At 64.6% G+C, this 21,054-nt stretch carries 20 protein-coding genes; 13 read left to right on the top strand and 7 right to left on the bottom strand.

The genetic code is table 11. The annotated features are described in order from the left end of the window. Positions 1–199: 199 nt before the first annotated feature. The 5 genes from LRR16_RS07720 (at position 200) to LRR16_RS07740 (ending at position 5,765) form a co-directional block, all read left to right on the top strand. Positions 200–1,159 carry an MBL fold metallo-hydrolase gene (locus LRR16_RS07720; protein ID WP_064574568.1) on the top strand — a complete coding sequence of 320 codons (960 nt, stop codon included), beginning with the start codon at positions 200–202 and terminating at the stop codon, positions 1,157–1,159. Between the two features lie 43 nt (positions 1,160–1,202). Then, positions 1,203–2,948 (top strand): FAD-dependent oxidoreductase, encoded by a 1,746-nt coding sequence (locus tag LRR16_RS07725; RefSeq protein WP_232205437.1) that lies wholly within the window; start codon positions 1,203–1,205, stop codon positions 2,946–2,948. A gap of 145 nt (positions 2,949–3,093) precedes the next feature. Continuing rightward, positions 3,094–3,297 carry a DUF2783 domain-containing protein gene (locus tag LRR16_RS07730; RefSeq protein ID WP_232205440.1) on the top strand — a complete coding sequence of 68 codons (204 nt, stop codon included), beginning with the start codon at positions 3,094–3,096 and terminating at the stop codon, positions 3,295–3,297. 145 nt (positions 3,298–3,442) lie between these two features. After that, positions 3,443–4,765 carry an MFS transporter gene (locus LRR16_RS07735; protein WP_232205442.1) on the top strand — a complete coding sequence of 441 codons (1,323 nt, stop codon included), beginning with the start codon at positions 3,443–3,445 and terminating at the stop codon, positions 4,763–4,765. A 115-nt stretch (positions 4,766–4,880) separates the two neighbouring features. Beyond that, positions 4,881–5,765 (top strand): NmrA family NAD(P)-binding protein, encoded by an 885-nt coding sequence (locus tag LRR16_RS07740; RefSeq protein ID WP_232205445.1) that lies wholly within the window; start codon positions 4,881–4,883, stop codon positions 5,763–5,765. A gap of 388 nt (positions 5,766–6,153) precedes the next feature. Here LRR16_RS07740 and argC read toward each other — a convergent pair whose 3' ends face one another. The 6 genes from argC to acnB form a co-directional block, all read right to left on the bottom strand. After that, positions 6,154–7,131, bottom strand: coding sequence for an N-acetyl-gamma-glutamyl-phosphate reductase (gene argC, locus LRR16_RS07745; RefSeq protein WP_232205446.1), 978 nt, complete (start codon positions 7,129–7,131; stop codon positions 6,154–6,156). A gap of 184 nt (positions 7,132–7,315) precedes the next feature. Beyond that, entirely contained in the window at positions 7,316–8,143 is an 828-nt protein-coding gene (locus LRR16_RS07750; protein ID WP_232205448.1) for a penicillin-binding protein activator LpoB, read from the bottom strand. A gap of 52 nt (positions 8,144–8,195) precedes the next feature. Next, positions 8,196–8,789, bottom strand: coding sequence for a tetratricopeptide repeat protein (locus tag LRR16_RS07755; protein ID WP_232205450.1), 594 nt, complete (start codon positions 8,787–8,789; stop codon positions 8,196–8,198). 225 nt (positions 8,790–9,014) lie between these two features. Then, positions 9,015–9,482, bottom strand: a complete 468-nt coding sequence (locus LRR16_RS07760; protein ID WP_232205452.1) for a DUF2846 domain-containing protein — start codon at positions 9,480–9,482, stop codon at positions 9,015–9,017. 741 nt (positions 9,483–10,223) lie between these two features. Next, complete coding sequence (locus LRR16_RS07765) at positions 10,224–11,291, bottom strand: ImmA/IrrE family metallo-endopeptidase (RefSeq protein ID WP_232205453.1); 1,068 nt, start codon at positions 11,289–11,291, stop codon at positions 10,224–10,226. A gap of 241 nt (positions 11,292–11,532) precedes the next feature. Next, the gene (acnB, locus tag LRR16_RS07770; RefSeq protein WP_232205455.1) at positions 11,533–14,124 is read right to left on the bottom strand and encodes a bifunctional aconitate hydratase 2/2-methylisocitrate dehydratase; all 2,592 of its coding nucleotides are present in this window, start codon (positions 14,122–14,124) and stop codon (positions 11,533–11,535) included. Positions 14,125–14,373: 249 nt separating this feature from the next. Between acnB and LRR16_RS07775 the strand changes: the two genes are divergently transcribed. Next, a complete protein-coding gene (locus tag LRR16_RS07775) occupies positions 14,374–14,868 on the top strand; it encodes a hypothetical protein (protein WP_232205456.1) in 495 nt (164 codons plus the stop codon). A gap of 129 nt (positions 14,869–14,997) precedes the next feature. On the opposite strand, the gene LRR16_RS07780 is transcribed toward LRR16_RS07775, so the two are convergent. Then, complete coding sequence (locus LRR16_RS07780; RefSeq protein ID WP_232205460.1) at positions 14,998–16,197, bottom strand: esterase-like activity of phytase family protein; 1,200 nt, start codon at positions 16,195–16,197, stop codon at positions 14,998–15,000. Positions 16,198–16,449: 252 nt separating this feature from the next. Here LRR16_RS07780 and fliL point away from each other — a divergent pair, with 252 nt between their 5' ends. The 7 genes from fliL (at position 16,450) to fliR (ending at position 20,996) form a co-directional block, all read left to right on the top strand. Next, positions 16,450–16,929 (top strand): flagellar basal body-associated protein FliL, encoded by a 480-nt coding sequence (gene fliL, locus LRR16_RS07785; RefSeq protein ID WP_023265181.1) that lies wholly within the window; start codon positions 16,450–16,452, stop codon positions 16,927–16,929. Positions 16,930–17,070: 141 nt separating this feature from the next. Further along, complete coding sequence (fliM, locus tag LRR16_RS07790) at positions 17,071–18,078, top strand: flagellar motor switch protein FliM (RefSeq protein WP_006576008.1); 1,008 nt, start codon at positions 17,071–17,073, stop codon at positions 18,076–18,078. Then, positions 18,071–18,508 (top strand): flagellar motor switch protein FliN, encoded by a 438-nt coding sequence (gene fliN / locus LRR16_RS07795; RefSeq protein WP_006576009.1) that lies wholly within the window; start codon positions 18,071–18,073, stop codon positions 18,506–18,508. Before fliM ends, fliN begins: the two co-directional genes overlap by 8 nt. Continuing rightward, a complete protein-coding gene (gene fliO / locus LRR16_RS07800; protein WP_232205461.1) occupies positions 18,505–19,041 on the top strand; it encodes a flagellar biosynthetic protein FliO in 537 nt (178 codons plus the stop codon). The genes fliN and fliO overlap by 4 nt, the downstream gene beginning before the upstream one ends. Next, positions 19,038–19,826: a flagellar type III secretion system pore protein FliP gene (gene fliP, locus LRR16_RS07805; protein ID WP_232205463.1), complete on the top strand. Its 789-nt coding sequence runs from the start codon at positions 19,038–19,040 to the stop codon at positions 19,824–19,826. The genes fliO and fliP overlap by 4 nt, the downstream gene beginning before the upstream one ends. Positions 19,827–19,874: 48 nt before the next feature. Beyond that, positions 19,875–20,144, top strand: coding sequence for a flagellar biosynthesis protein FliQ (fliQ, locus tag LRR16_RS07810; protein ID WP_023264555.1), 270 nt, complete (start codon positions 19,875–19,877; stop codon positions 20,142–20,144). A gap of 66 nt (positions 20,145–20,210) precedes the next feature. Further along, on the top strand, positions 20,211–20,996 hold the full coding sequence (gene fliR, locus LRR16_RS07815; protein ID WP_006580046.1) for a flagellar biosynthetic protein FliR: 786 nt from the start codon (positions 20,211–20,213) through the stop codon (positions 20,994–20,996). The last annotated feature ends 58 nt before the right edge of the window (positions 20,997–21,054 follow it).

A 21,054-nucleotide genomic window follows, 5' to 3' on the forward strand; every position in this document is an offset into this window, starting at 1 on the left:
CTCTGCGCTCTTTTTATTTTCTAGCAAACCATTTGGATATTGACTAACACAAGAACGTCTCCTACCATCCGTCTACCCCGACAACACCGTGCGCAGTTCGCGCCCGGCCAATCCAATAACGAAGGGGCGAGACAGTATTCGTGCGTTGTCATCTGCAATGCCGCCCGCTGCCGCGCCCCGCACCCACGACGAGGCAAGCATGGCCAAAGCATTCGCATCGCAGGCCGACCTGGAAGCCAAAAAGGTCACCTTCACCCAGCTGTCCGAGAACGCCTACGCCTATACGGCCGAAGGCGACCCGAATTCGGGCGTGATCATCGGTGACGACGGCGTGCTGATCGTCGACACCACCGCGACGCCCGCGATGGCGCAAGACCTGATCGCCCGGATCCGCACGGTCACCGACAAGCCGATCAAGTACGTGGTGCTGTCGCACTATCACGCGGTGCGCGTGCTCGGCGCATCGGCGTATTTCGCCGAAGGCGCGCAGCAGATCATCGCCAGCCGCGGCACCTACGAAATGATCGTCGAGCGCGGCGAGGCCGACATGAAGTCGGAAATCGAGCGTTTTCCGCGGCTGTTCGCCGGCGTCGAAACGGTGCCGGGCCTGACCTGGCCGACGCTGGTGTTCGACAAGGAAATCACGCTGTTCCTGGGCAAGCTCGAAGTCCGCATCGCACATCTCGGCTCGGGCCACACCAAGGGCGACACCGTGGTCTGGCTGCCGTCGCAGAAGGTGCTGTTCTCCGGAGACCTGGTCGAATACGAGGCCGCCTGCTATTGCGGCGACGCGCAGCTGGCCGAATGGCCCGCGACGCTGGACGCGCTGCAGGCGCTCGGTGCCGAAAAGCTCGTCCCCGGCCGCGGCCCGGCGCTGACCACGCCGCAGCAGGTACGCGAGGGCATCGCCTACACCAAGGACTTCGTCACCACGCTGTACCGCGCCGGCCAGGAAGCGGTGGCGCAGAACATGGACCTGAAGGCCGCGATGGCGCATACGCGCAAGAGCATGGACCCGAAGTTCGGCCATGTCTTCATCTACGAGCACTGCCTGCCGTTCGACGTGACGCGTGCCTATGACGAGGCGTCCGGCATCACGCATCCGCGCATCTGGACCGCCCAGCGCGACAAGGAAATGTGGGCCGCGCTGCAGGACTGACGGGGCAGGATCGGCATCCGAGATGGTGGAAGGAGACAACACGATGACGGTCGACTATCAACGATTGACCTTCGAATACCGGCCGTGCGCCGAGCAGTCAGCTGCCGGCGCGGTGCATCCCGTCGTGGTGGTGGGCGCCGGACCGGTGGGCCTGGCCACCGCGATCGATCTGGCGCAGCAAGGCATCCGCGTGGTGCTGCTCGATGACGATTGCACGCTGTCGACCGGCTCGCGCGCGATCTGCTTCGCCAAGCGCACGCTGGAAATCTTCGACCGGCTTGGCTGCGGCGACCGCATGGCCGACAAGGGCGTGCGCTGGAATCTCGGCAAGGTCTTCCTGCGCGACCAGATGGTCTATGCGTTCGACCTGCTGCCGGAGACCGGACATCGGCGGCCCGCCTTCATCAACCTGCAGCAGTACTACGTCGAAGGCTTCCTGCTCGAGCGCGCGCTCGAACTGCCTAACATCGAAATCCGCTGGAAGAACAAGGTAGTGGGCATCGAGCGTCGCGATGACGCGGGCGCGGACGGCACCGTCACGCTGACGGTGGAAACGCCAGACGGCCCGTACGCTGTGACGGCGCGCTATGTCGTTGCCGCCGACGGCGCGCGCAGCCCGATGCGCAACCTGCTCGGCCTCGACAGCAAGGGCCGCACCTTCAAGGACCGCTTCCTGATCGCGGATATCCGCATGGAAGCCGGCTTTCCGAGCGAGCGCTGGTTCTGGTTCGACCCGCCCTTCCATCCCAATCAATCGGTGCTGCTGCATCGGCAGCCCGACAACGTCTGGCGCATCGATTTCCAGCTGGGCTGGGACGCCGATCCCGTGCTGGAGAAATCGCCGGAGCGCGTGATCCCCCGCGTGCAGGCGCTGCTCGGCCCGGATGCAAAGTTCGAACTCGAATGGGTCAGCGTCTATACGTTTTCGTGCCTGCGCATGGACAGCTTCCGGCATGGCAACGTGCTGTTCGCCGGCGATTCCGCGCACGGCGTGTCGCCGTTCGGCGCACGCGGCGCCAATAGCGGCGTGCAGGACGCCGACAACCTGGCGTGGAAGCTCGCCCATGTCTTGCGCGGCGAGGCGCCGGAGGCGCTGCTCGACACCTACGCCAGCGAACGGGAATACGCGGCGGACGAGAACATCCGCAATTCGACGCGCTCCACCGACTTCATCACCCCGAAGAGCCAGGTAAGCCGTGTGTTTCGCGACGCCGTGCTGACGCTGGCGGCCAGGCATCCGTTTGCGCGGGCGCTGGTCAATAGCGGGCGGCTGTCGGTGCCCAGCGTGTTGGCCTCGTCTGCGTTGAATACGCCCGATATCGATGCCTTCGCGGGTGCGATGGTGCCTGGCGCACCGAGCGCCGATGCGCCGGTGCTTGTCGATGGTGCGCCGGAATGGCTGCTGTCGCGGCTCGATCGTGGATTCTGTTTGCTGGTCTACGGCAATCCGCAAACGCTCGATGCGGAAACCACAAAGCAGATCGCCACATTGCGCGCCCTGTCAGGGTCGCCACGCCTGCTGTTCGTGTCGCCAGCCACCGACTCCGCTGCATCCACAGCTGACACCGCTGTGCTAGTCGATGCCGAAGGCATGGTAGCCAAGCGCTACGACGCCGTGCCGGGCACCGCGTATTTGATTCGGCCGGACCAGCATGTCTGCGCGCGCTGGCGTGCCGTCGAGGCGGACCGCGTGATGGAGGCCATGGCGCGGGCTCAGGGCAAGCACCTGGCGGAATCTGCGATGGTCCGGCCCGCATCATCGGCACCAGCCGAAGCAGTCGCTGCCTGACGCGTCAGCAACCGGCACTGCGCCCCGCCTCACGCTTGTTCTCTCCCCTCTCCCGCCTGCGGGAGAGGGGCGGGGGAGAGGGCAACCCACTCCCGCCAAACGACAACGCCAGGCCAAAGCGCAACAACAAAACCCCGGAGACCCCATGCCCCTGACCACCGAACCCAACCTGGCCCAGCCCGACGATTTCTACGAAGCGCTGATCGACATGCACCGCGATCTGGATGACGCCCAAAGCCAGGCCGCCAACGCCCGCCTGATCCTGCTGCTCGCCAACCATATCGGCGACCACGAGACGCTGCTGTCGGCATTGCGATTGGCACGCGAGGCGGAAACCGCCTCTGCCTGAATGGGCAGGTCGAGCCCCACCCCGCGCAATTCAACCGACACACGACGAAGACCACTCCGGGCCCACGGTGCACAAGACACCGGCCCGTTAAGGGCGGCGCGATCCGCCCGTCTTTTTCCTCCTTCCTGCTTTACGGAGACAAAGCATGTCCCAACTTCACGCGGGCACCGCGACGCCGCCGCTCGCCCTCGCACACGAAGAAGACGCGCTGCATCAGAAGATCTGGATGCGGATCGTCCCCTTCCTGTTCGTCTGCTACGTCATCTCCTTCCTCGACCGCATCAATATCGGCTTCGCGCAATTGCAGATGAAGCACGACCTCGGCTTCAGCGATGCGATGTACGGCCTTGGTGCCGCGGTGTTCTACGTCGGCTATGTGCTGTGCGAAGTGCCAAGCAATATGCTGCTCGCCCGCTTCGGCGCGCGGCGTACGTTCACGCGCATCATGCTGCTGTGGGGCGCCGTCTCGGTGGGAATGGCCTTCGTCTCCACGCCGGCGCAGTTCTATACGCTGCGTTTCCTGCTTGGCGTGTTCGAAGCCGGCTTCTTCCCCGGCATCGTGCTGTATATGACCTACTGGTTCCCGGCCCGCCGCCGCGCTGCCGTGATGGCGATCTTCTTCGCTGGCGTCGCCGTCGCCGGCGTGCTCGGCGGCCTGGTCTCCGGCTGGATCATGCGCGATATGGCTGGCGTGATGGGGCTGTTCGGCTGGCAATGGATGTTCGCGATCGAAGGTGCGCCCGCCGTGCTGCTCGGGCTGATTGCCGCCTGGTATCTGGTCGACAGCCCCGCCGATGCCAAATGGCTGACCGCTGGTGAAAAGGCGCTGCTGGCACGGCAACTCGAAGGCGAACAAGGCAGCCACGCCGCGCATACGCTCGGCGCCCTGCGCGAGGCGCTGCGCAATCCGAAGCTGTACGTCTTCGCGTTCATCTATTTTGCGCTGACGTGCGGCTCGCTGACGCTCAATTTCTGGATGCCGCTGATGATTCGGGATTTCGGCATTACGGATGTCGTGTCGATCAGCTTGTATAGCGTGATTCCCAATGCGGTCGGCGCCGTCGGCCTGATCCTCATTGCGCGAAACTCGGACCGCACTGGCGAGCGCCATCGCCATTTCCTGCTGTGCTGCTGCGGCGGAGCACTGGCCCTTGCGCTGCTGACGCTGCGGCTGCCGCATTTTGGCGCGATGCTGGCGATCCTGTCCGTGGCAGCGGTGTTGATCTTCGCCGCGCTGCCGATCTTCTGGTCGCTGCCGCGCAGCTATTTGCCCGGGCATACCGCCGCAACCGGACTCGCGTTCATCAGCAGCGTTGGCATTACCAGCGGCATCGTCAGCCCCTGGGTCATTGGGCAAGTCAAGGTGCAGACCGGCAGCATGGACAACGCGCTCTATCTGCTGGCGGGGCTGCTGGTTGCCGCAGGCGTCGTCATGTGGAAATCCGTGCCGAAGGACGCCTCACAGTAATGGACCCCTCCGGTGAAATACCCACACCGCCTCCGTCTTTGGTATGGTTTCGCCATCAGCGATGACTAATGCGTCCATTCCTGATGACCGGTCAGGGGACGCCGGAGGCAAGCACATGTACGTGATCATGGGCGGTACCGGACATGTTGGATCGGCGACGGCGGAAACGCTGCTCGCCCGCGGCCAGGCGGTCACCATCGTGACCCGCTCGGCGGCCCGCGCAGACAAATGGCGCGACAAGGGCGCCGATATCGTCGAAGCCGATGTGGAATACGTGGCGTCATTGCGCGCCGCGTTTCGACGCGGACGCCGGGCGTTCTTGCTCAACCCGCCCGCCGACACGAGCAAGGACACCGATGCGATCGAGCGGCACACGGTCGCCAACATCCTTGCCGCGCTCCAGGACTCGGGCCTTGAAAAAGTCGTCGCTGAATCCACCGGCGGCGCCCAGCCCGGCGAGCGCATCGGCGACCTGAGCGTCCTGTGGGAACTTGAGGAAGGCCTGCGCCGCCAGTCGATCCCCGCGGCGATCAATCGCGCCGCTTACTACATGAGCAATTGGGATTGGCTGCTCGATACGGTGCGCAGCACGGGCAAGTTGCCGACGATGTTCCCTGCCGATCTACCGATACCCATGGCCGCGCCACGCGATCTCGGAGAGGCGGCAGCGGCCCGCCTGATGTCCCCGCTCGACGATGTTGGCGTCCGTTACGTCGAAGGGCCGCGTCGGTATTCTTCCAAGGACGTTGCGACCGCCTTCTCACAGGCGCTTGGCCGGCCCGTCGCACTTGAAGTCGTACCGCGGGACAAGTGGAAGGAGACGTTCCTGGGATTGGGGTTCTCGGATGCTGCGGCCGATTCCTATGCCCGGATGACTGCGGTCAGTGTCGACAGTGGATTCGATTTGCCGGAGGAGCCGCTGAAGGGTGGGACGGCGCTGGAGGAATATATCGGCAATCTTGTGGCCGCTGCCAATAGGCAGGGCGACCGCCCTGGCTAGGGTCACCTGGCTCCGTCTTTCTTCCTGCCTTTGTCGTAATGCCACTTGATGGCGAAGAACATGCCCGTGCCGAGCACGAGAACCTTGAACACGATAAAGACTATAGGGAACCAATCGACCATTTTGAGTACTTCCAGGCTTTGACTTGACGCTGGTTCGATCATAACACCCCGGAACAAGGGGACGGTCTCACGATCAGGAGCCGACCAGCCTCGAGATGTACGCGAAGAGACGCGAGCTTGCGCTGCCTATGCTCGAGATCGAAAACAAGCGTCCCGCGCGGCTCAGCTTGGCTGTTGGTCCGAGCCTTCCGCCATGGCGGCCGCGTCGCTCCGCGCACGACAGTGCTGCAGCAAAGGTAACTACGGAATCGGCCACTCAAAAGCCATCACGGCCAAACAGGTCCCCCATCCAGCCCCGCCGTTTCTGGCAGACCGCAAATCAGGTTCGCATTCTGCACCGCCTGACCCGCCGCTCCCTTGCCGAGATTGTCGACGACGCCCATCGCGATCACCAGGTTGCGCTCCGGATCGGCCGCATAACTGACGAACGCGAGATTCGAGCCGGTGGCCCATTTGGTCTGCGGCGGCTTGTCGCTGACGCGGACGAACGCGCGTCCGGTGTAGAAGCGCCGGGCCGCCTCCAGGCACTGGTCCGTGGTAGCACGGCCGCGGCAGTAGATGGTGACGAGCACACCGCGAGTCATCGGCACCAGGTGAGGCGTGAACACCAGCCCTGCCGCACTGCCACCACTCAGACGCTCGATCGTCTTGGCAATCTCGGGCATGTGGACGTGCTTGAGCAAGCCGTAGGGCACGACGTTTTCGTTGCTCTCCGCGTAGCCGAACTTGCTGTCCGCCCCGCCCCGGCCGGCGCCGGAGATGCCGGTCTTGGCGTCAATCACAATGTTGCCGGCTTCGATCAGCCCGTTGGCCAACAGCGGCGCCAGCGCGGTCAGCGTCGCCGCGGGGAAGCAGCCGGGGTTGGCAACGCGCGTCTGACCCTCGATCTGAGCCGGCCAGACGTCGGCGAGACCGTACGCCCAACCGTCGACGTAGCGGTGATCGCCGCCGATGTCGACAATCTTGACGTCGTTGGGAACGCGCGCCAGCGCATCGGCCGACGACCCGGTGGGCAGCGACGCGAAGAGGACGTCGAGCTTCGGCAGGGTCGCAGGGTCCCACTTCTCGATCACCAACTCGGCAAGCTTGGCCGGCACACCGGGAAAGCGATCCACCAATCGGCTGCCGGCGCTGCCCTCGCCTGCAGCGTAGACAAGCTCAAAAGACGGGTGGCTCGCGATCAGGCGCATCGCCTCGCCGCCGCCAAAACCGCTGATTCCGACAATGCCGACGCGAATGCTCATGGTGGTGTCCTGCCGCTGGAGTGAGAGAACGAGTTGGGTTTTATCCCGGGTGCATAAAGTCTAACCGACTCTCCCGGGATAACGTCCTCTCGGCAGTAATGAAGGTCCGCTCCCGCGCTCTATCCATCCACTGGCTTCTGGCGAATAGTAGATGGCCGCAAATGCGGGAGATCGCCCAAAGAATTTACGACCCGACCTTCAGCCGCCCGCCACGACCCAGTCCACCCTTGACCTCTTGCGCCTTGTAGTTGCGCAGCGAGATCACCATGTTGTTGTAGGCGTCCATGAATGCGGCGACAGTGGCCTTGCCTTCCGGCGTGCGAGAGAAGCCGCCGAGGCCGCCTGCCGTATTGCCGCCAAAGGCGCCGAGCGCCGCGCCAAAGTTCGTTGCCGTGGAATTGCCTTCGGAGATGGAGACTTGCACGCCCGAGCGGATGTCGAACATGGTCAGCGTCACGACCGATGCCTTGCTTTGCATGGCACCGCCGACAAGTGCGCCGACACCACCGAACAGACTGCCGACACCGGCAGCCAGCTGACCCGTGGAGTCGTTGTCGATGATGATGGCCGGCTCCATGTAGTAGTCGGCCGCAACGCGCTGCCCTTTCTGCTGACGGGAGCCTGCGCGGAATTCACCAGAATTGCGCTGCTTGTCGGTGATATTCGACAGCTTGCTTTCGGTGCGATTGTTGCCGATCGACGTGATCACGAAGCAGTTCGACTGCTGCACGGCCAAGCGGATCAGCGGTTCGATGGTCGTGACCTTGGTCGCTGCGCCAAAGCCCGCAAACCACTCCTTGCCGCGGCCATCATCCACTGCCAGCGTGCCGAGCGGCGCGTCGCAGCGCTCCAGCGAAGCATTGGCGTTGACGCTGGTGGCACCACCCGCGGCGCCGGTGGCCGCGGTAGGCGCGGTGCCGGTGCTGATCAGACCGCCGCCAGCGGTCGCGCAGCCAGCGAGAACCACGGACGCAGCCAGTGCGGCCACGCGCAAAGAAATATTCTTGGGCATGATAGGGCGTTCCTGTCGAGGAAATTGACGAAAAAAATCCGGGTGGGAAGACTTAGCGGTGATACCAGCCCGAAGGGCCCCAAACCCAGTAATACGGATAGCTGCTGTACCAGGCAAACCACGACGTGCGATAGGCCTCGCGGACCCGGTACGCGCTCTGTTCGTCTTTCTTGGCAGCCTGAGCCTGCGGAATCAAATCCTTGGCCTCCTTGCTGCCCTTGGCTGCGGCTCGCATCAGCCAAGCCTCGGCTTCGGCAGGGTCCGAACCCATTTCCTCAAAGCCCATCAGATAAATTCGGCCAAGCGCCAGTTGCGCCTGCATATGACCGTTGTCGCCGGCCTTGCGCAGCCATTCCAGCGCTTGATAGCTGTTGCGCTCGACACCGTCGCCACGCAGCAGACGCAGGCCCAGATCGTAGGCGGCGTCCGGATTCTTCTCGGCGACTTTCGCCAATGCCTCCATACGCGGATCGGCTTCGTTGGAGGCGAGCTGCGCCGTCGCTACGCGTCGATCTTGTTCGCTACAGACGTTGCCGTCGCACAGGCGCACCGTGGACGAACGCGGCGCCAACTGGTCTTCAGGCGTTTGCGCGCATCCGGCAAAGCCGACCGTGGTGGCCAACAGCAATGGAACAAGAAGACGCATAGATGACCCCCCGAGGTCTGTTTTTATTCGTTTTGTATTTATTGCCTTGTGAGAAGGCGTATGGATTGTATTTTCCGCGGGGGGAGTATTTGCACCCAACCACCGTAGGTGTACGGTTTCCGTTGTATCTGGAAAACGGATCGGGTAACGGTCGGGCGATTGCTTCTGGAAGAGCAATTGGAACACGCGATCGAGGCGCGTGACCGACCGCCAAAACAGACGACTTTACTGGCTGCAGGTGCCCGGCTTTGCCATTTCGAGTTTGGCGACGTCGGCCTTGCCTTGCTCCTCGGGGATCAATTCGAGATCGGCCCCGCCAACGAAAGCGCCGAGCTTGATGAACTGGCGGACAAAGTAGTTCTTGCCGGCTTCCATGGCCACTTCGAGGGCGTTAGGCGAGAACTCCGATTCCGTCTCGATCTTGTGCTTCTTGCCGCCTTCGACCTGCGTGTAGAAGAACACGTCCGCAGCGCTTTCGCCCAGGCACTTGCCGTCAACCCAGATGTCCTTCTTCTGCGCCTTGCCGACGAAGCTATTGCGGTAGACATAAAGACCAGAGTTGCCTGCGCTCGGGGCGCTGAACTGTTTAGCCTGGTCGGACTGCTCCTTGCTCGCCATCTCGACGGACGCGCAGCCGGTCAAGACCAAGGTAGAGACGGCGAGAATGGCAATAATGCTGTGATTGATCTTCATTTGATGGATTGTGGAAACAGAGAAGGCGGGACGCTAGAACGGGAATAACCGCAGGAAATACGTTCGCGGCTCGCTTTGTGCAGCCCGATGCCGACGTGAGGGCGTTGCACGCGCAACTGGAACGCCCCCTGGGTATCGAACACAGACCCTCATTTCTGCACCCCTCCATCGTTGGGTGCTTGTCTCGCTATCAAGCTGGCCGGATCTGTCATCGCATCGCTCGGCTTCACATCGACCAGGCTACGCCGACGCCCAGGCGCTCAATCGGCTCCTCACCTCCACTTGAGGCAACCGACACCGCGGATGGGCAGCTATCCGAGACAACCCTTCATGAAGCTGAGAATTCGCGAGCGCGCCTGAAGACGCCATCTGGTCGAGCAGCCAAAGAAGCCCGTACACCTTTCCGAGCCTCGCTATAGCTTCGGCTCGCAGTTCGCCATCGCCAGTAACAAGGACATGGTTTGGCCGTGTGGCACAGCTGAGCGCAAAGCAATCGGGCAGTGAGAGCTTTCGGCGTTCCGTTCTCACCCGCTGAGCGAATGCCACTTCATCTGGCGTGAGGGCCACCACTCCCAGCCCCAGCTTCCGCAGTAACGGTCCATTTGCGGCTTCAAGTTCCCGCTCATACAGCAGATCCGGCACCACCATCGTCAAGCCGCACGAAAACGCCGCCTCAAGCAATCCTCCCCGTTCCAAATCGATCAAGACGGACGTATCCGAAACAAGGATGATCATTGCGAATCAGTGGACCTGCCCCATCAAACGCCGATCCAGTTCGCGGACGCTGATATTGAGCAACTCGGCGCCCTTCGCTTCCGAGATCGCTTGTTCGGCCACGGCGCGCAGGCACATCCGCTCCATGCGTTGAGGAATTTCAGGCGGAAGCTTGTGCGGTTCGGTGGAGCCGGGACCATTCCATCCAAGCCCGCGGATCTGCCCCCATAGACGCCCGTAGGCCGCCTTGGATAGCAGGCCGAGCTGTGAGCAGCGTACCGCCAAGGATGCGACGCTGACCTGGAATACCTTCTTCAACTCGACCAACTCCCCGATGGCGATGGACGTCCGATGGCTTCCCAATAGCCGAGTCATCATGTCCTTCGGCATCAGGAAAGCTCCGGCGAAGCGGTCAGCTGCCTTCTCCTGTTCTGAGTCGCTCAACTCAACGAATTGAAGTACCAAATGCGCGAGCTCATGGGCCAGCGTAAAGCGTTGGCGTTCGCCGTTGTGGTTCTTGTTCACGACGATGACAGGAATATCCCGCTGCCCGGTTTGCTGAACGAAGGCCTTCGATCCTGAGACGCACTGGGGTAAGTCGAGCGCGATGACCTTGATGCCAATGTCCTCCAGCAGCTCGGTCATTGCCGGGATAGGGTCCGTGCCGAGCGACCACAGCCGGCGTAACGCATCGGCCGCCAGTTCCGCATCTCCGATCCGGCCGACAGCGAATGCCGCTCCACCCGGAGCGGACCATGCCGCGTCGCCTTCGGCCAGCAGCTCTTCCAGTTCCAGATAGCGTTCGACCTGATCGAGGACGGACGCCTGGACCAAGCGCTCTTCTTTGGCACCGGTGTGGGGCGCCTTTCTGAAGTCGACACCGGTCAGCTCGATCCTCCGCTCGCTGAGCAAGAACTCGGGCGTGACCCGCAGCGCCTTCGCCATGGCCAGCAGTACGGTGGAACTTGGCATCATCTCGTCTCGTTCGTATTTGCCGATGGCCTGCGCAGAAACGAGGCCCTCGATGGTCGCTTCGAGGTCGCGCAAGGACAGGCCCAGCGCGTCACGTGCCCTCTTCAGTCGGTTGCCAATCATCGCATCTCCTCGGCCGGCAAGTTTACAACTATCGGTTGTATAGTATTGTTTGTAAACCTAAGAGGGTCAAGGAAGGACAAATCGGTACGCCTATGGCGCGGCGCCGCCTTCGTCGCAAGCCAGCAAAACAAAAAGCCCCGGAGACTTCCGCCTCCGAGGCTTTTCCAGCAGCAACCAATTCAAAAGCAGTTCAACTCAGTCTTCAGGGCTCAAACCTCAAAGACCGAATCCAACCCCGCCATCAAATCGTCACCGTATCCGCCACCCCCTTGAAATCCTCGATCTGGTCGAAGTTCATGTAGCGGTAGATCTTGTCGCCATTGGCGTTGAGCACGCCCATGTCGGCCATGTATTCCTCCTTGTTAGGAATACGACCGAGGCGCGAGCAGATCGCGGCCAGTTCCGCCGAGCCCAGATACACGTTGGTGTTCTTGCCCAGGCGGTTCGGGAAGTTGCGGGTCGAGGTCGACATCACGGTCGCGCCTTCGCGGACCTGGGCCTGGTTGCCCATGCACAGCGAGCAGCCCGGCATTTCGGTACGGGCACCAGCGGTGCCGAACACGCCGTAGTGGCCTTCCTCGGTCAGCTGCTTCTGGTCCATCTTGGTCGGCGGGGCGACCCACAGCTTGACCGGGATGTCGCGCTTGCCTTCCAGCAGCTTCGACGCGGCACGGAAGTGGCCGATGTTGGTCATGCAGCTGCCGATGAACACTTCGTCGATCTTGGCGCCGGCGACATCCGACAGCGTCTTCACGTCATCCGGGTCGTTCGGGCAGGCGACGATCGGCTCGTGCACGTCGGCCAGATCGATTTCGATCACGGCGGCGTACTCAGCGTCGACGTCCGGCTCGAGCAGCTTCGGATCGGCCAGCCATGCTTCCATCGCCTTGATACGGCGCGACAGGCTGCGGGCATCCTGGTAGCCCTCGGCGATCATCCACTTCAGCAGCGTGATGTTGCTGTTGATGTATTCGATGATCGGTTCCTTGTTCAGGCGCACCGTGCAGCCGGCGGCCGAGCGCTCGGCCGAGGCGTCGGACAGTTCGAACGCTTGCTCGACCTTCAGGTCGGGCAGGCCTTCGATTTCCAGGATGCGGCCGGAGAAGATGTTCTTCTTGCCCTGCTTGGCGACGGTCAGCAGGCCCTGCTTGATCGCGTACAGCGGAATCGCGTTGACCAGGTCACGCAGCGTGACGCCCGGCTGCATCTTGCCCTTGAAGCGGACCAGCACCGATTCTGGCATGTCCAGCGGCATCACGCCGGTGGCGGCGGCAAACGCCACCAGACCCGAGCCGGCCGGGAAGCTGATGCCGATCGGGAAGCGGGTGTGCGAGTCGCCGCCGGTGCCGACGGTGTCGGGCAGCAGCATGCGGTTCAGCCACGAGTGGATGACGCCGTCGCCCGGGCGCAGCGAGATGCCGCCGCGGGTGCTGATGAATTGCGGCAGCGTGTGGTGCGTCTTGACGTCGACCGGCTTCGGATAGGCGGCGGTGTGGCAGAACGACTGCATCACCAGGTCGGCCGAGAAGCCGAGGCATGCCAGGTCCTTCAGCTCGTCGCGGGTCATCGGGCCGGTGGTGTCCTGCGAGCCGACCGAGGTCATCTTCGGTTCGCAGTAGGTGCCCGGGCGGATGCCCTTGCCTTCCGGCAGGCCGCAGGCGCGGCCGACCATCTTCTGCGCCAGCGTGTAACCCTTGCCGGTGTCGGCCGGGTTCTGCGGCAGGCGGAACAGCGTCGACGGGGCCAGGCCCAGCGCTTCGCGCGCCTTGGCGGTCAGGCCGCGGCCGATGATCAGCGGAATGCGGCCGCCGGCGCGCACTTCGTCGAACAGCACGTCGGACTTGACCTGGAATTCGGCGATGACTTCGCCATTCTTCAGTGCCTTGCCTTCATACGGGCGCAGCTCGATCACGTCGCCCATTTCCATCTTCGACACGTCGAGCTCGATCGGCAGCGCGCCGGCGTCTTCCATCGTGTTGTAGAAGATCGGGGCGATCTTGCCGCCCAGGCACACGCCGCCGAAGCGCTTGTTCGGCACGAACGGGATATCTTCGCCGGTGAACCACAGCACCGAGTTGGTGGCGGACTTGCGGCTCGAGCCGGTACCGACCACGTCGCCGACGTAGGCGACCAGGTGGCCTTTTTCCTTCAGCGTTTCGATGAACTTGACCGGACCGCGCTTGCCGTCTTCCTCGGGCTGGAACGCGGCGCCTTCGCGCTTGTTCTTCAGCATCGCGAGCGCGTGCAGCGGGATGTCGGGGCGGGTGGTGGCGTCCGGCGCCGGCGACAGGTCGTCGGTGTTGGTTTCTCCCGGGACCTTGAACACGGTCACGGTCAGGCTTTGCGGGACTTCCGGACGGCTGGTGAACCATTCGGCGTCGGCCCAGCTTTGCAGCACCGCGCGCGCGTTGGCGTTGCCCTTGTCGGCCTTTTCCTTGACGTCGTGGAAGGCGTCGAACATCAGCAGCGTCTTCTTCAGCGCGTCGGCGGCGACGGTGCCGACTTCGGCGTCGTCCAGCAGTTCGATCAGCGGCGAGATGTTGTAGCCGCCGAGCATCGTGCCGAGCAGTTCGGTGGCGCGGGCACGGTTGATCAGCGGGCAGGCTTCCTTGCCGAGGGCGACGGCCGCCAGGTACGAGGCCTTGACCTTGGCCGCATCGTCGACGCCGGCCGGCACGCGGTAGGTGATCAGCTCCAGCAGCGTCTGTTCTTCACCCGCGGGCGGGTTCTTCAGCAGTTCGATCAGTTCGGCGGTCTGCTGCGCGGACAGCGGCAGCGGAGGGATGCCAAGCGCGGCGCGTTCGGCGACATGGGCGCGATAGTTTTCGAGCATGGGAACCTGCGGGGTGATAGAGGAATGAGGATTAAACAACACCGTTGTGGCTGCGATTGTACGCTCAACGTCGGTCCTCGGTCAAACGTCTTATATCTTATATAAGACTTAGGACTGACCGCCGTGCCACGGTGCGCCGCCGTTACCCGGTGTAACCGCCGTAAGTCGTTGGCAACAAAGGGAAACGGCGCGCCCCGGCGGCCCCGCCGCGCGGTACAACGGAGGCTGCCGAATCATGGGGAGAACGGTGTGAATGCAGGAATTTTTGCCCTGCGCCGAGGGCTGGCCGTGATGGCGATGTGCGGCGTAACGATGGTGGCCGGCCAGGTCCAGGCGCAGCCGGTCGAATCCGGCCCGATGACGGTGGCCGGCACGCTGGTGGTCAACGGACCGGTGACGGTGCAGGGGCCGGTCGAGGTTGACGGCCGCGTACGGGTACGCGGGCCGGTGACCGGGCAGTGGTTCGAAACGGACGACGGTCCGTCGATGCGCGGGGCGCCCCAGCGTACCTTCAACGGTCCGCTGACCGTGCATGGGCCGTTGCGCGTCCAGGGTGACCTGATCGTCAATGGGCCGCTGGAAGCCGCCGGGCCGATCCGTGCCGCTCGGATCCGTGCCGACGGGCCGGCGCGGCAGCGCCAATACGGCGAGGACCGCCGCGGTTATCCGCCGCCGTACCAGCAGGGCTATCCGGACCAGCCCTACGACGGGCGGGGCTATGACGGGTACGGCTACGGGCGCTGAAAACGCCTGAGCACCCATCACGTCGTTCCCGCGGAGGCGGGAATCCAGCATCTTTGAGAGCCGCTGGGTCCCCGCCTTCGCGGGGACGACGAAGTGAATCAGTACGCGCCGAAGCGCCCGGGCGCCGCCCTACTCCGGCAACACCTCGAACGCCAGCACCTGGGTGATCTGCGTCGCGTTGAAGTTGTTGTCGGACACCAGCACCAGGCTGTCGCGGCCATTCGGCAGCTTCGGGCCCCAGGCCATGCCCTCGATGTTGTCGACCGTCTTCAGTCCCAGCGTGTTCAGGTTCTGCACCAACCGTTTCTGCACCGGCACATAGCTGGCGCCTGCCAGCCGGTCCAGGCCGCGCACGTCGGTCGCGCCGCGGATATCGATCTGGTACAGCCGCACATAGGTCGTGAAGGTGCCGTCGGCTCCCTGCACGCCGGCGCGCTCCAGCGTCAGCAGCCGGTTGTCGTCGATCGCCAGGATCTCGGTCACGCCGTTGTCGGCGCTGCGTCCGGGGGCCGGGGCCGCCGGAATGGCGTCGAGCGGATAGACATACTGCGCCAGCACATTGCCGTTGCGGTCGTAGCGCAGCAGCCGGGACACCGAGCCGGACGACGGCGTCGGCAGCGCACCGTCCTGGTACAGCGGGCCTTCCATGCTGACCCACAGCGACTTGCCGTCGGCGGACAGCGACAGGCCTTCGAACGTCGCGTTATTGCGCGAGCCGGTTTCCTGCGTGGGCGACATCCGGAACGCCGCCGGCAGCGGCAGGGTGCCGGTCAGCAGACCGTCGAGGTTGGCCCGGGCCACGAATGGGTCGAGGCCGAGCGCGCGGTCGCCCTCGCTGGTCCACCACAGGCTGCGGGTCGACGGATCGAAGCGGATCGCCTCGGGATCGGGCACGACGCCGCCGGCGGTGCGATTGGGAAAGGCGCTGCCATCGGCTTGGCGCAGCGTGACGACGCCGGCGATCTGCACCGGCTGCAGGCGGGCCAGGTCATAGCTGAGCCGCGCGGTATAGAAGCGCGCCGCCTGCTTGTCCGAGCGGTCGTCCGAGACCAGATACCAGAGCTGGGACGCGGGATCGTAGTCGATGCCCGACAGGCCGCCGACCGTGGTGCCGCCGACCTGCAGGTCGTTGGCAAGCGTCTGCTCGCCGATCAGGCGGACCGATCCGACCGAGCGCCGCGGGCTGTCGTCATTGCCGTCGTCGCCTCCGCAGGCGGCGAGCAGCGCGGTCGACATCACCAGCGCGGCCAGGCCCAACAGGCGGAATCCGGTACGGGCAGCGGGCACGGCGGAGGAACGGAAGGCGGAAGGGACAGCGGAACGACGCATGCGCAGGCTCTCCAGGGAAGGAAATCCCGCGAGTCTGGCGCCTCGCAATGACCCGCCGATGACAAGCCGGCCGCCGCCCGCTCAAGTTCCGCCGCCCGCCAACGTTAACCCGTGAGATGACCGTCCGCTGCCGCCGACGGTCGCTCCCGCTCGACTCAAACGGCCAAGCTGAGCGGGTTTCCCCCTTTTTTTCGGCCCATTGCCCGCCACCGATTCACCCAGAATGGCGGGGCATTCCGATACAGGCATCTCATGGCGAAAACGCTCACGACTCCCCAGGCACCCAGCTCCAGCAAGCGCGGGGTGCTGATTCTCGCCGGTGTCGCGGTCGCGGCCGTGCTGGGCGCGGGAAGTTTCTTCCTCGGCAGCCTGCTGAACAACCGCGCACCCGCCGCGCCGGCCGCCCCCGTGGTTCCGGCGCCGATCTTCGTCGCGCTCGACGCCTTCACCGTCAATCTGAAGGGCGAGGACGGCGACCGCTTCCTGCACACCGGCCTGTCCGTCAAGGTGGCTGACACGCAGACGCAGGCGCGCATCGCCGAATACCTGCCCGAGGCGCGCAGCCGCATTCTGCTGCTGCTGTCGGCCAAGCAGCCGCCGGAGCTGTCGACCGTCGAGGGCAAGCAGAAGCTAGCCGAAGAAATCAAGCAGGCGCTGGCAAAGCCATTCGCACCGGCGCTGCCGAGCCAACAGATCGTGGATGTCCTGTTCACTTCCTTCGTGGTGCAGTAAGCCCGTGCCCTGCCCCGCTTGCCAACCCGATATGAAGCCGACCACCCGACTCTCGCCCGCCGATGCGCACCTCGCGCGCGCCCAGGCCGGCGTGCGCGCGGCGCTTCTCTAATCCAGTCGTTCATTGGGGCAGGACACTAAATGGCTTACGACAAGTTCCTCTCGCAGGATGAAGTAGACGAGCTCCTCAAGGGCGTATCCGGCGAAGCCGAAACGCCCGAGGCCGCCGCGCCGGTCTCCGAAGATGGCGTGCGGCCCTACAACCTGGCGACCCAGGAGCGCATCGTCCGCGGCCGGCTGCATACGCTGGAGATCATCAACGAGCGTTTTGCGCGCCAGCTGCGCACCGCGCTGTTCAACTTCATCCGCCGCGGCGCGGATATCTCGGTCGGTTCGATCCGCATCGAGAAGTACGGCGAGTTCGTCCGCAACCTGCCGGTGCCGACCAACCTGAACCTGGTCCACATGAAGCCGCTGCGGGGCACCGCGCTGTTCGTGTTCGACCCGAATCTGGTGTTCCTGGTCGTCGACAACCTGTTCGGCGGCGACGGACGCTTCCATACCCGCGTCGAAGGCCGCGACTTCACGCAGACCGAGCAACGCATCATCCGCCGCATGCTGGATCTGGCGCTGGCCAGCTATGGCCACGCCTGGCAGGCGGTCCATCCGATCGAGTTCGAATACGTCCGCTCGGAGATGCACACCAAGTTCGCCAACATCGCGATCCCCAACGAGGTCGTGGTGACCACCGCCTTCCATATCGAACTGGGCGCGGTCGGCGGGCAGCTGCACGTCTGCTTCCCGTACTCGATGATCGAGCCGGTGCGCGATCTGCTGATGAATCCGCTGCAGGATGAAGTCGAGGTCGACAAGCGCTGGCTGCAGCAGCTGTCGCAACAGCTGCGCGCCGCCGAGGTGGAACTGGTGGCCGAATTCGCGCATCTGCGCAGCACCGTGGCAGAAGTGCTGGCGCTGCGCGCCGGCGACGTGCTGCCGATCGAGCTGCCCGAGAACGTGATCGGCAAGGTCGACGGCGTGCCGGTCATGCAGTGCAGCTACGGCACGATGAACGGCCAGTACGCGCTGCGAGTGCAGCGCATGTTCAATCATCAAGACAGCGATTCCAACAAGGAAACCGACCATGACTGACGGCAAAGAGGACAAGCCGGCCGATCCGATGGACGACTGGGCGAGCGCCCTGGCCGAGCAAACCAGCGCGACCGCTGCGCCTGAGCCCGCCGCCACGGTGGCGACGGCCACGCCCGCGGCCGCGACGGTCTTCCAGCCGCTGGAGCGCGAAGCGTCGAGCGGCTTCCACAACGATATCGAGATGATTCTCGATATCCCGGTGCAACTGACGGTCGAACTGGGCCGCACCAAGGTACCGATCAAGAGCCTGCTGCAACTGGCGCAAGGTTCGGTGGTCGAGCTCGACGGCCTGGCCGGCGAGCCGATGGACGTGCTGGTCAACGGCTATCTGATCGCGCAAGGCGAGGTGGTGGTGGTCAACGACAAGTTCGGCATCCGCCTGACCGACATCATCACGCCGTCCGAACGCATCCGGAAGCTGAACAAATGAAACCCGCTCGGGGCCGCGCCTTGCGGCCCGCGCCGGGCACGCGCTCGTACGCGGCCCGCTCGTTCTGCGCAGCGGCGGCCGGACTGCCGGTGCTCGCGCACGCGGCCGATGCCGTGACCGGCGCGACCGGCGCCGGCGCGCTGGCCCAGGCCGGTCTCGGCCTGTTCGCGATCATCGCGCTGATCCTCGGCCTTGCCTGGCTGGCGCGCCGCGCCGGCCTGGTGCGGCATGTACAAGGCGGCGTGATGAAAGTCGTCGGGAGCACCAGCCTGGGCGCACGCCAGCGCCTGTTGCTGGTCGAGGTCGGCGATACCTGGCTGGTGCTCGGGGTCAGCGCCGGCGAAATCCGCACGCTGCATACGCTGCCGGCCGGCTCCGCCGCGCCCGGCGAGGCAATCGCCGGCATGGGTGGCATGAGCAGCAAGGGCTCGACGCCCATGTCGCCCCAGGCCCCGTTCGGCGACAAGACCACCTTCGCGCAGAAGCTGCTGCGCTCGATGCAACAGAACCTGCAACAGACCCTGAAGTCATGAACACCATGTACGCCGCCAGCCGGCGTCGGTCCGGAGCGCCGCTGACGCTGGCGCTCGGCCTGCTGCTGGCCGCCGCCCTCGCACTCGGTACCGATTCCGCGGCCGCGCAGGCCTTGCCGGGCATCGTCAGCCGCCCTGGGCCGGGCGGCAGCCAGACCTGGTCCCTGTCGGTCCAGACGCTGGTGCTGCTGACCTCGCTGTCGTTCCTGCCGGCCGCGCTGCTGATGATGACGGGCTTCACCCGCGTGGTGATCGTGCTCGGCCTGCTGCGCACCGCGCTCGGCACGGCCACCTCGCCGCCGAACCAGGTGCTGATCGGCCTGTCGCTGTTCCTGACGTTCTTCGTGATGTCGCCGGTGCTCGACCGTGTCTACACCGAGGCCTACAAGCCGTTGTCGGAAAACCGCATCAGCCTGGAGCAGGCGGCCGAGCGCGCCGCCGCGCCGATGAAGGCGTTCATGCTGAAGCAGACCCGCGAGAAGGACCTGGCGCTGTTCGCGCAAATGGCCAAGACGCCGGAGATGCAGGGCCCCGAGGACGTGCCGCTGCGCGTGCTGGTGCCGGCCTTCGTCACCAGCGAGCTGAAGACCGCGTTCCAGATCGGCTTCACGATCTTCATTCCGTTCCTGATCATCGACCTGGTGGTGGCCAGCGTGCTGATGGCGATGGGCATGATGATGGTGCCGCCCGCGACGATCTCGCTGCCATTCAAGCTGATGCTGTTCGTGCTGGTCGATGGCTGGCAGCTGCTGCTGGGCTCGCTGGCGCAGAGCTTCCTGACCTGATGTTCCCCTGATGTTCCTCGCCGACCCTGCCAGCGCATCGGAGACCAAATGACGCCGGAAACCGTAATGACCATCGCCACCCAGGCGATGAAGATGACGCTGCTGCTGGCTGGTCCACTGCTGCTGGTCGCGCTGGTTGCCGGCCTGGCGATCAGCCTGTTCCAGGCCGCCACGCAGATCAACGAGATGACGCTGTCGTTCATTCCGAAGCTGCTGGCGCTGTTCATCACGCTGGTGCTGGTGGGCCCGTGGATGATCAACACCTTCGTCGACTACATGCGCGAGGTGTTCGAGGGCATTCCTGGGCTGGTGCGCTGAGGCGCCTGCCCAGTGCATTCGCTGCATTCGCATGACCACGACTAGGACGACGGCGGAGACGACGCGATGGTTTCGGTGACGACGGCCCAGCTCTACGAATGGATCGCCGCCTTCCTGTGGCCGCTGTTCCGGCTGCTGGCGTTGATTGCCACCGCGCCGCTGTTCGGCGAGGGCACCATTCCGCGGCAGGCCAAGATTGGCCTGGCCGCACTGATCGCGATCGCGGTCTCGCCGACCATCGAGAACCTGCCGGTGGTGCCGGTCTATTCCTTCGACGGCTTCCTGCTGATCCTGAACGAGATCGGCGTCGGCATCGCGCTCGGCTTCACGATGCGGCTGGTGTTCGCCGCGGTCGAATACGCCGGCGAAATCATCGGGCTGCAGATGGGCCTGTCGTTCGCCTCGTTCTTCGATCCGAGCGCCGGCGGCCAGACCATGGTGCTGGGGCGCTTTCTCGGCATCGTCGCCATGCTGCTGTTCCTGGCGATGGACGGCCACCTGCTGATGCTGGCCACGCTGGTCGACAGCTTCTCGGCGCTGCCGATCGGCGGCACGCCGCTGTCGGCCGATGGCTGGGCGGCGGTGGCGCGTGCCGGCGGCACGGTATTCTCGTCGGGCCTGCTGCTGGCGCTGCCGCTGGTGGCCGCGCTGCTGACGCTGAACCTGCTGCTGGGCATCCTGAACCGTGCCTCGCCGCAGCTGTCGATCTTCGCGGTCGGCTTCCCGGTCACGCTGGCCGGTGGCCTGCTGTTGCTGATGCTGGTGATGCCGCAGATGAACGTCTACATGTCGCATCTGATCGAGACGGGGCTGTCGTCGCTCGAGAGCGTGCTCGGCCAGCTGGCGCGCTGATCGGGAACACCGCCACGGCGCCGGTTGCGGCGCCGGGGGCGTCGACTAGCGCCGCCAT

The sequence above is a fragment of the Cupriavidus sp. UGS-1 genome (assembly GCF_021213615.1).
GTDB lineage: Bacteria > Pseudomonadota > Gammaproteobacteria > Burkholderiales > Burkholderiaceae > Cupriavidus.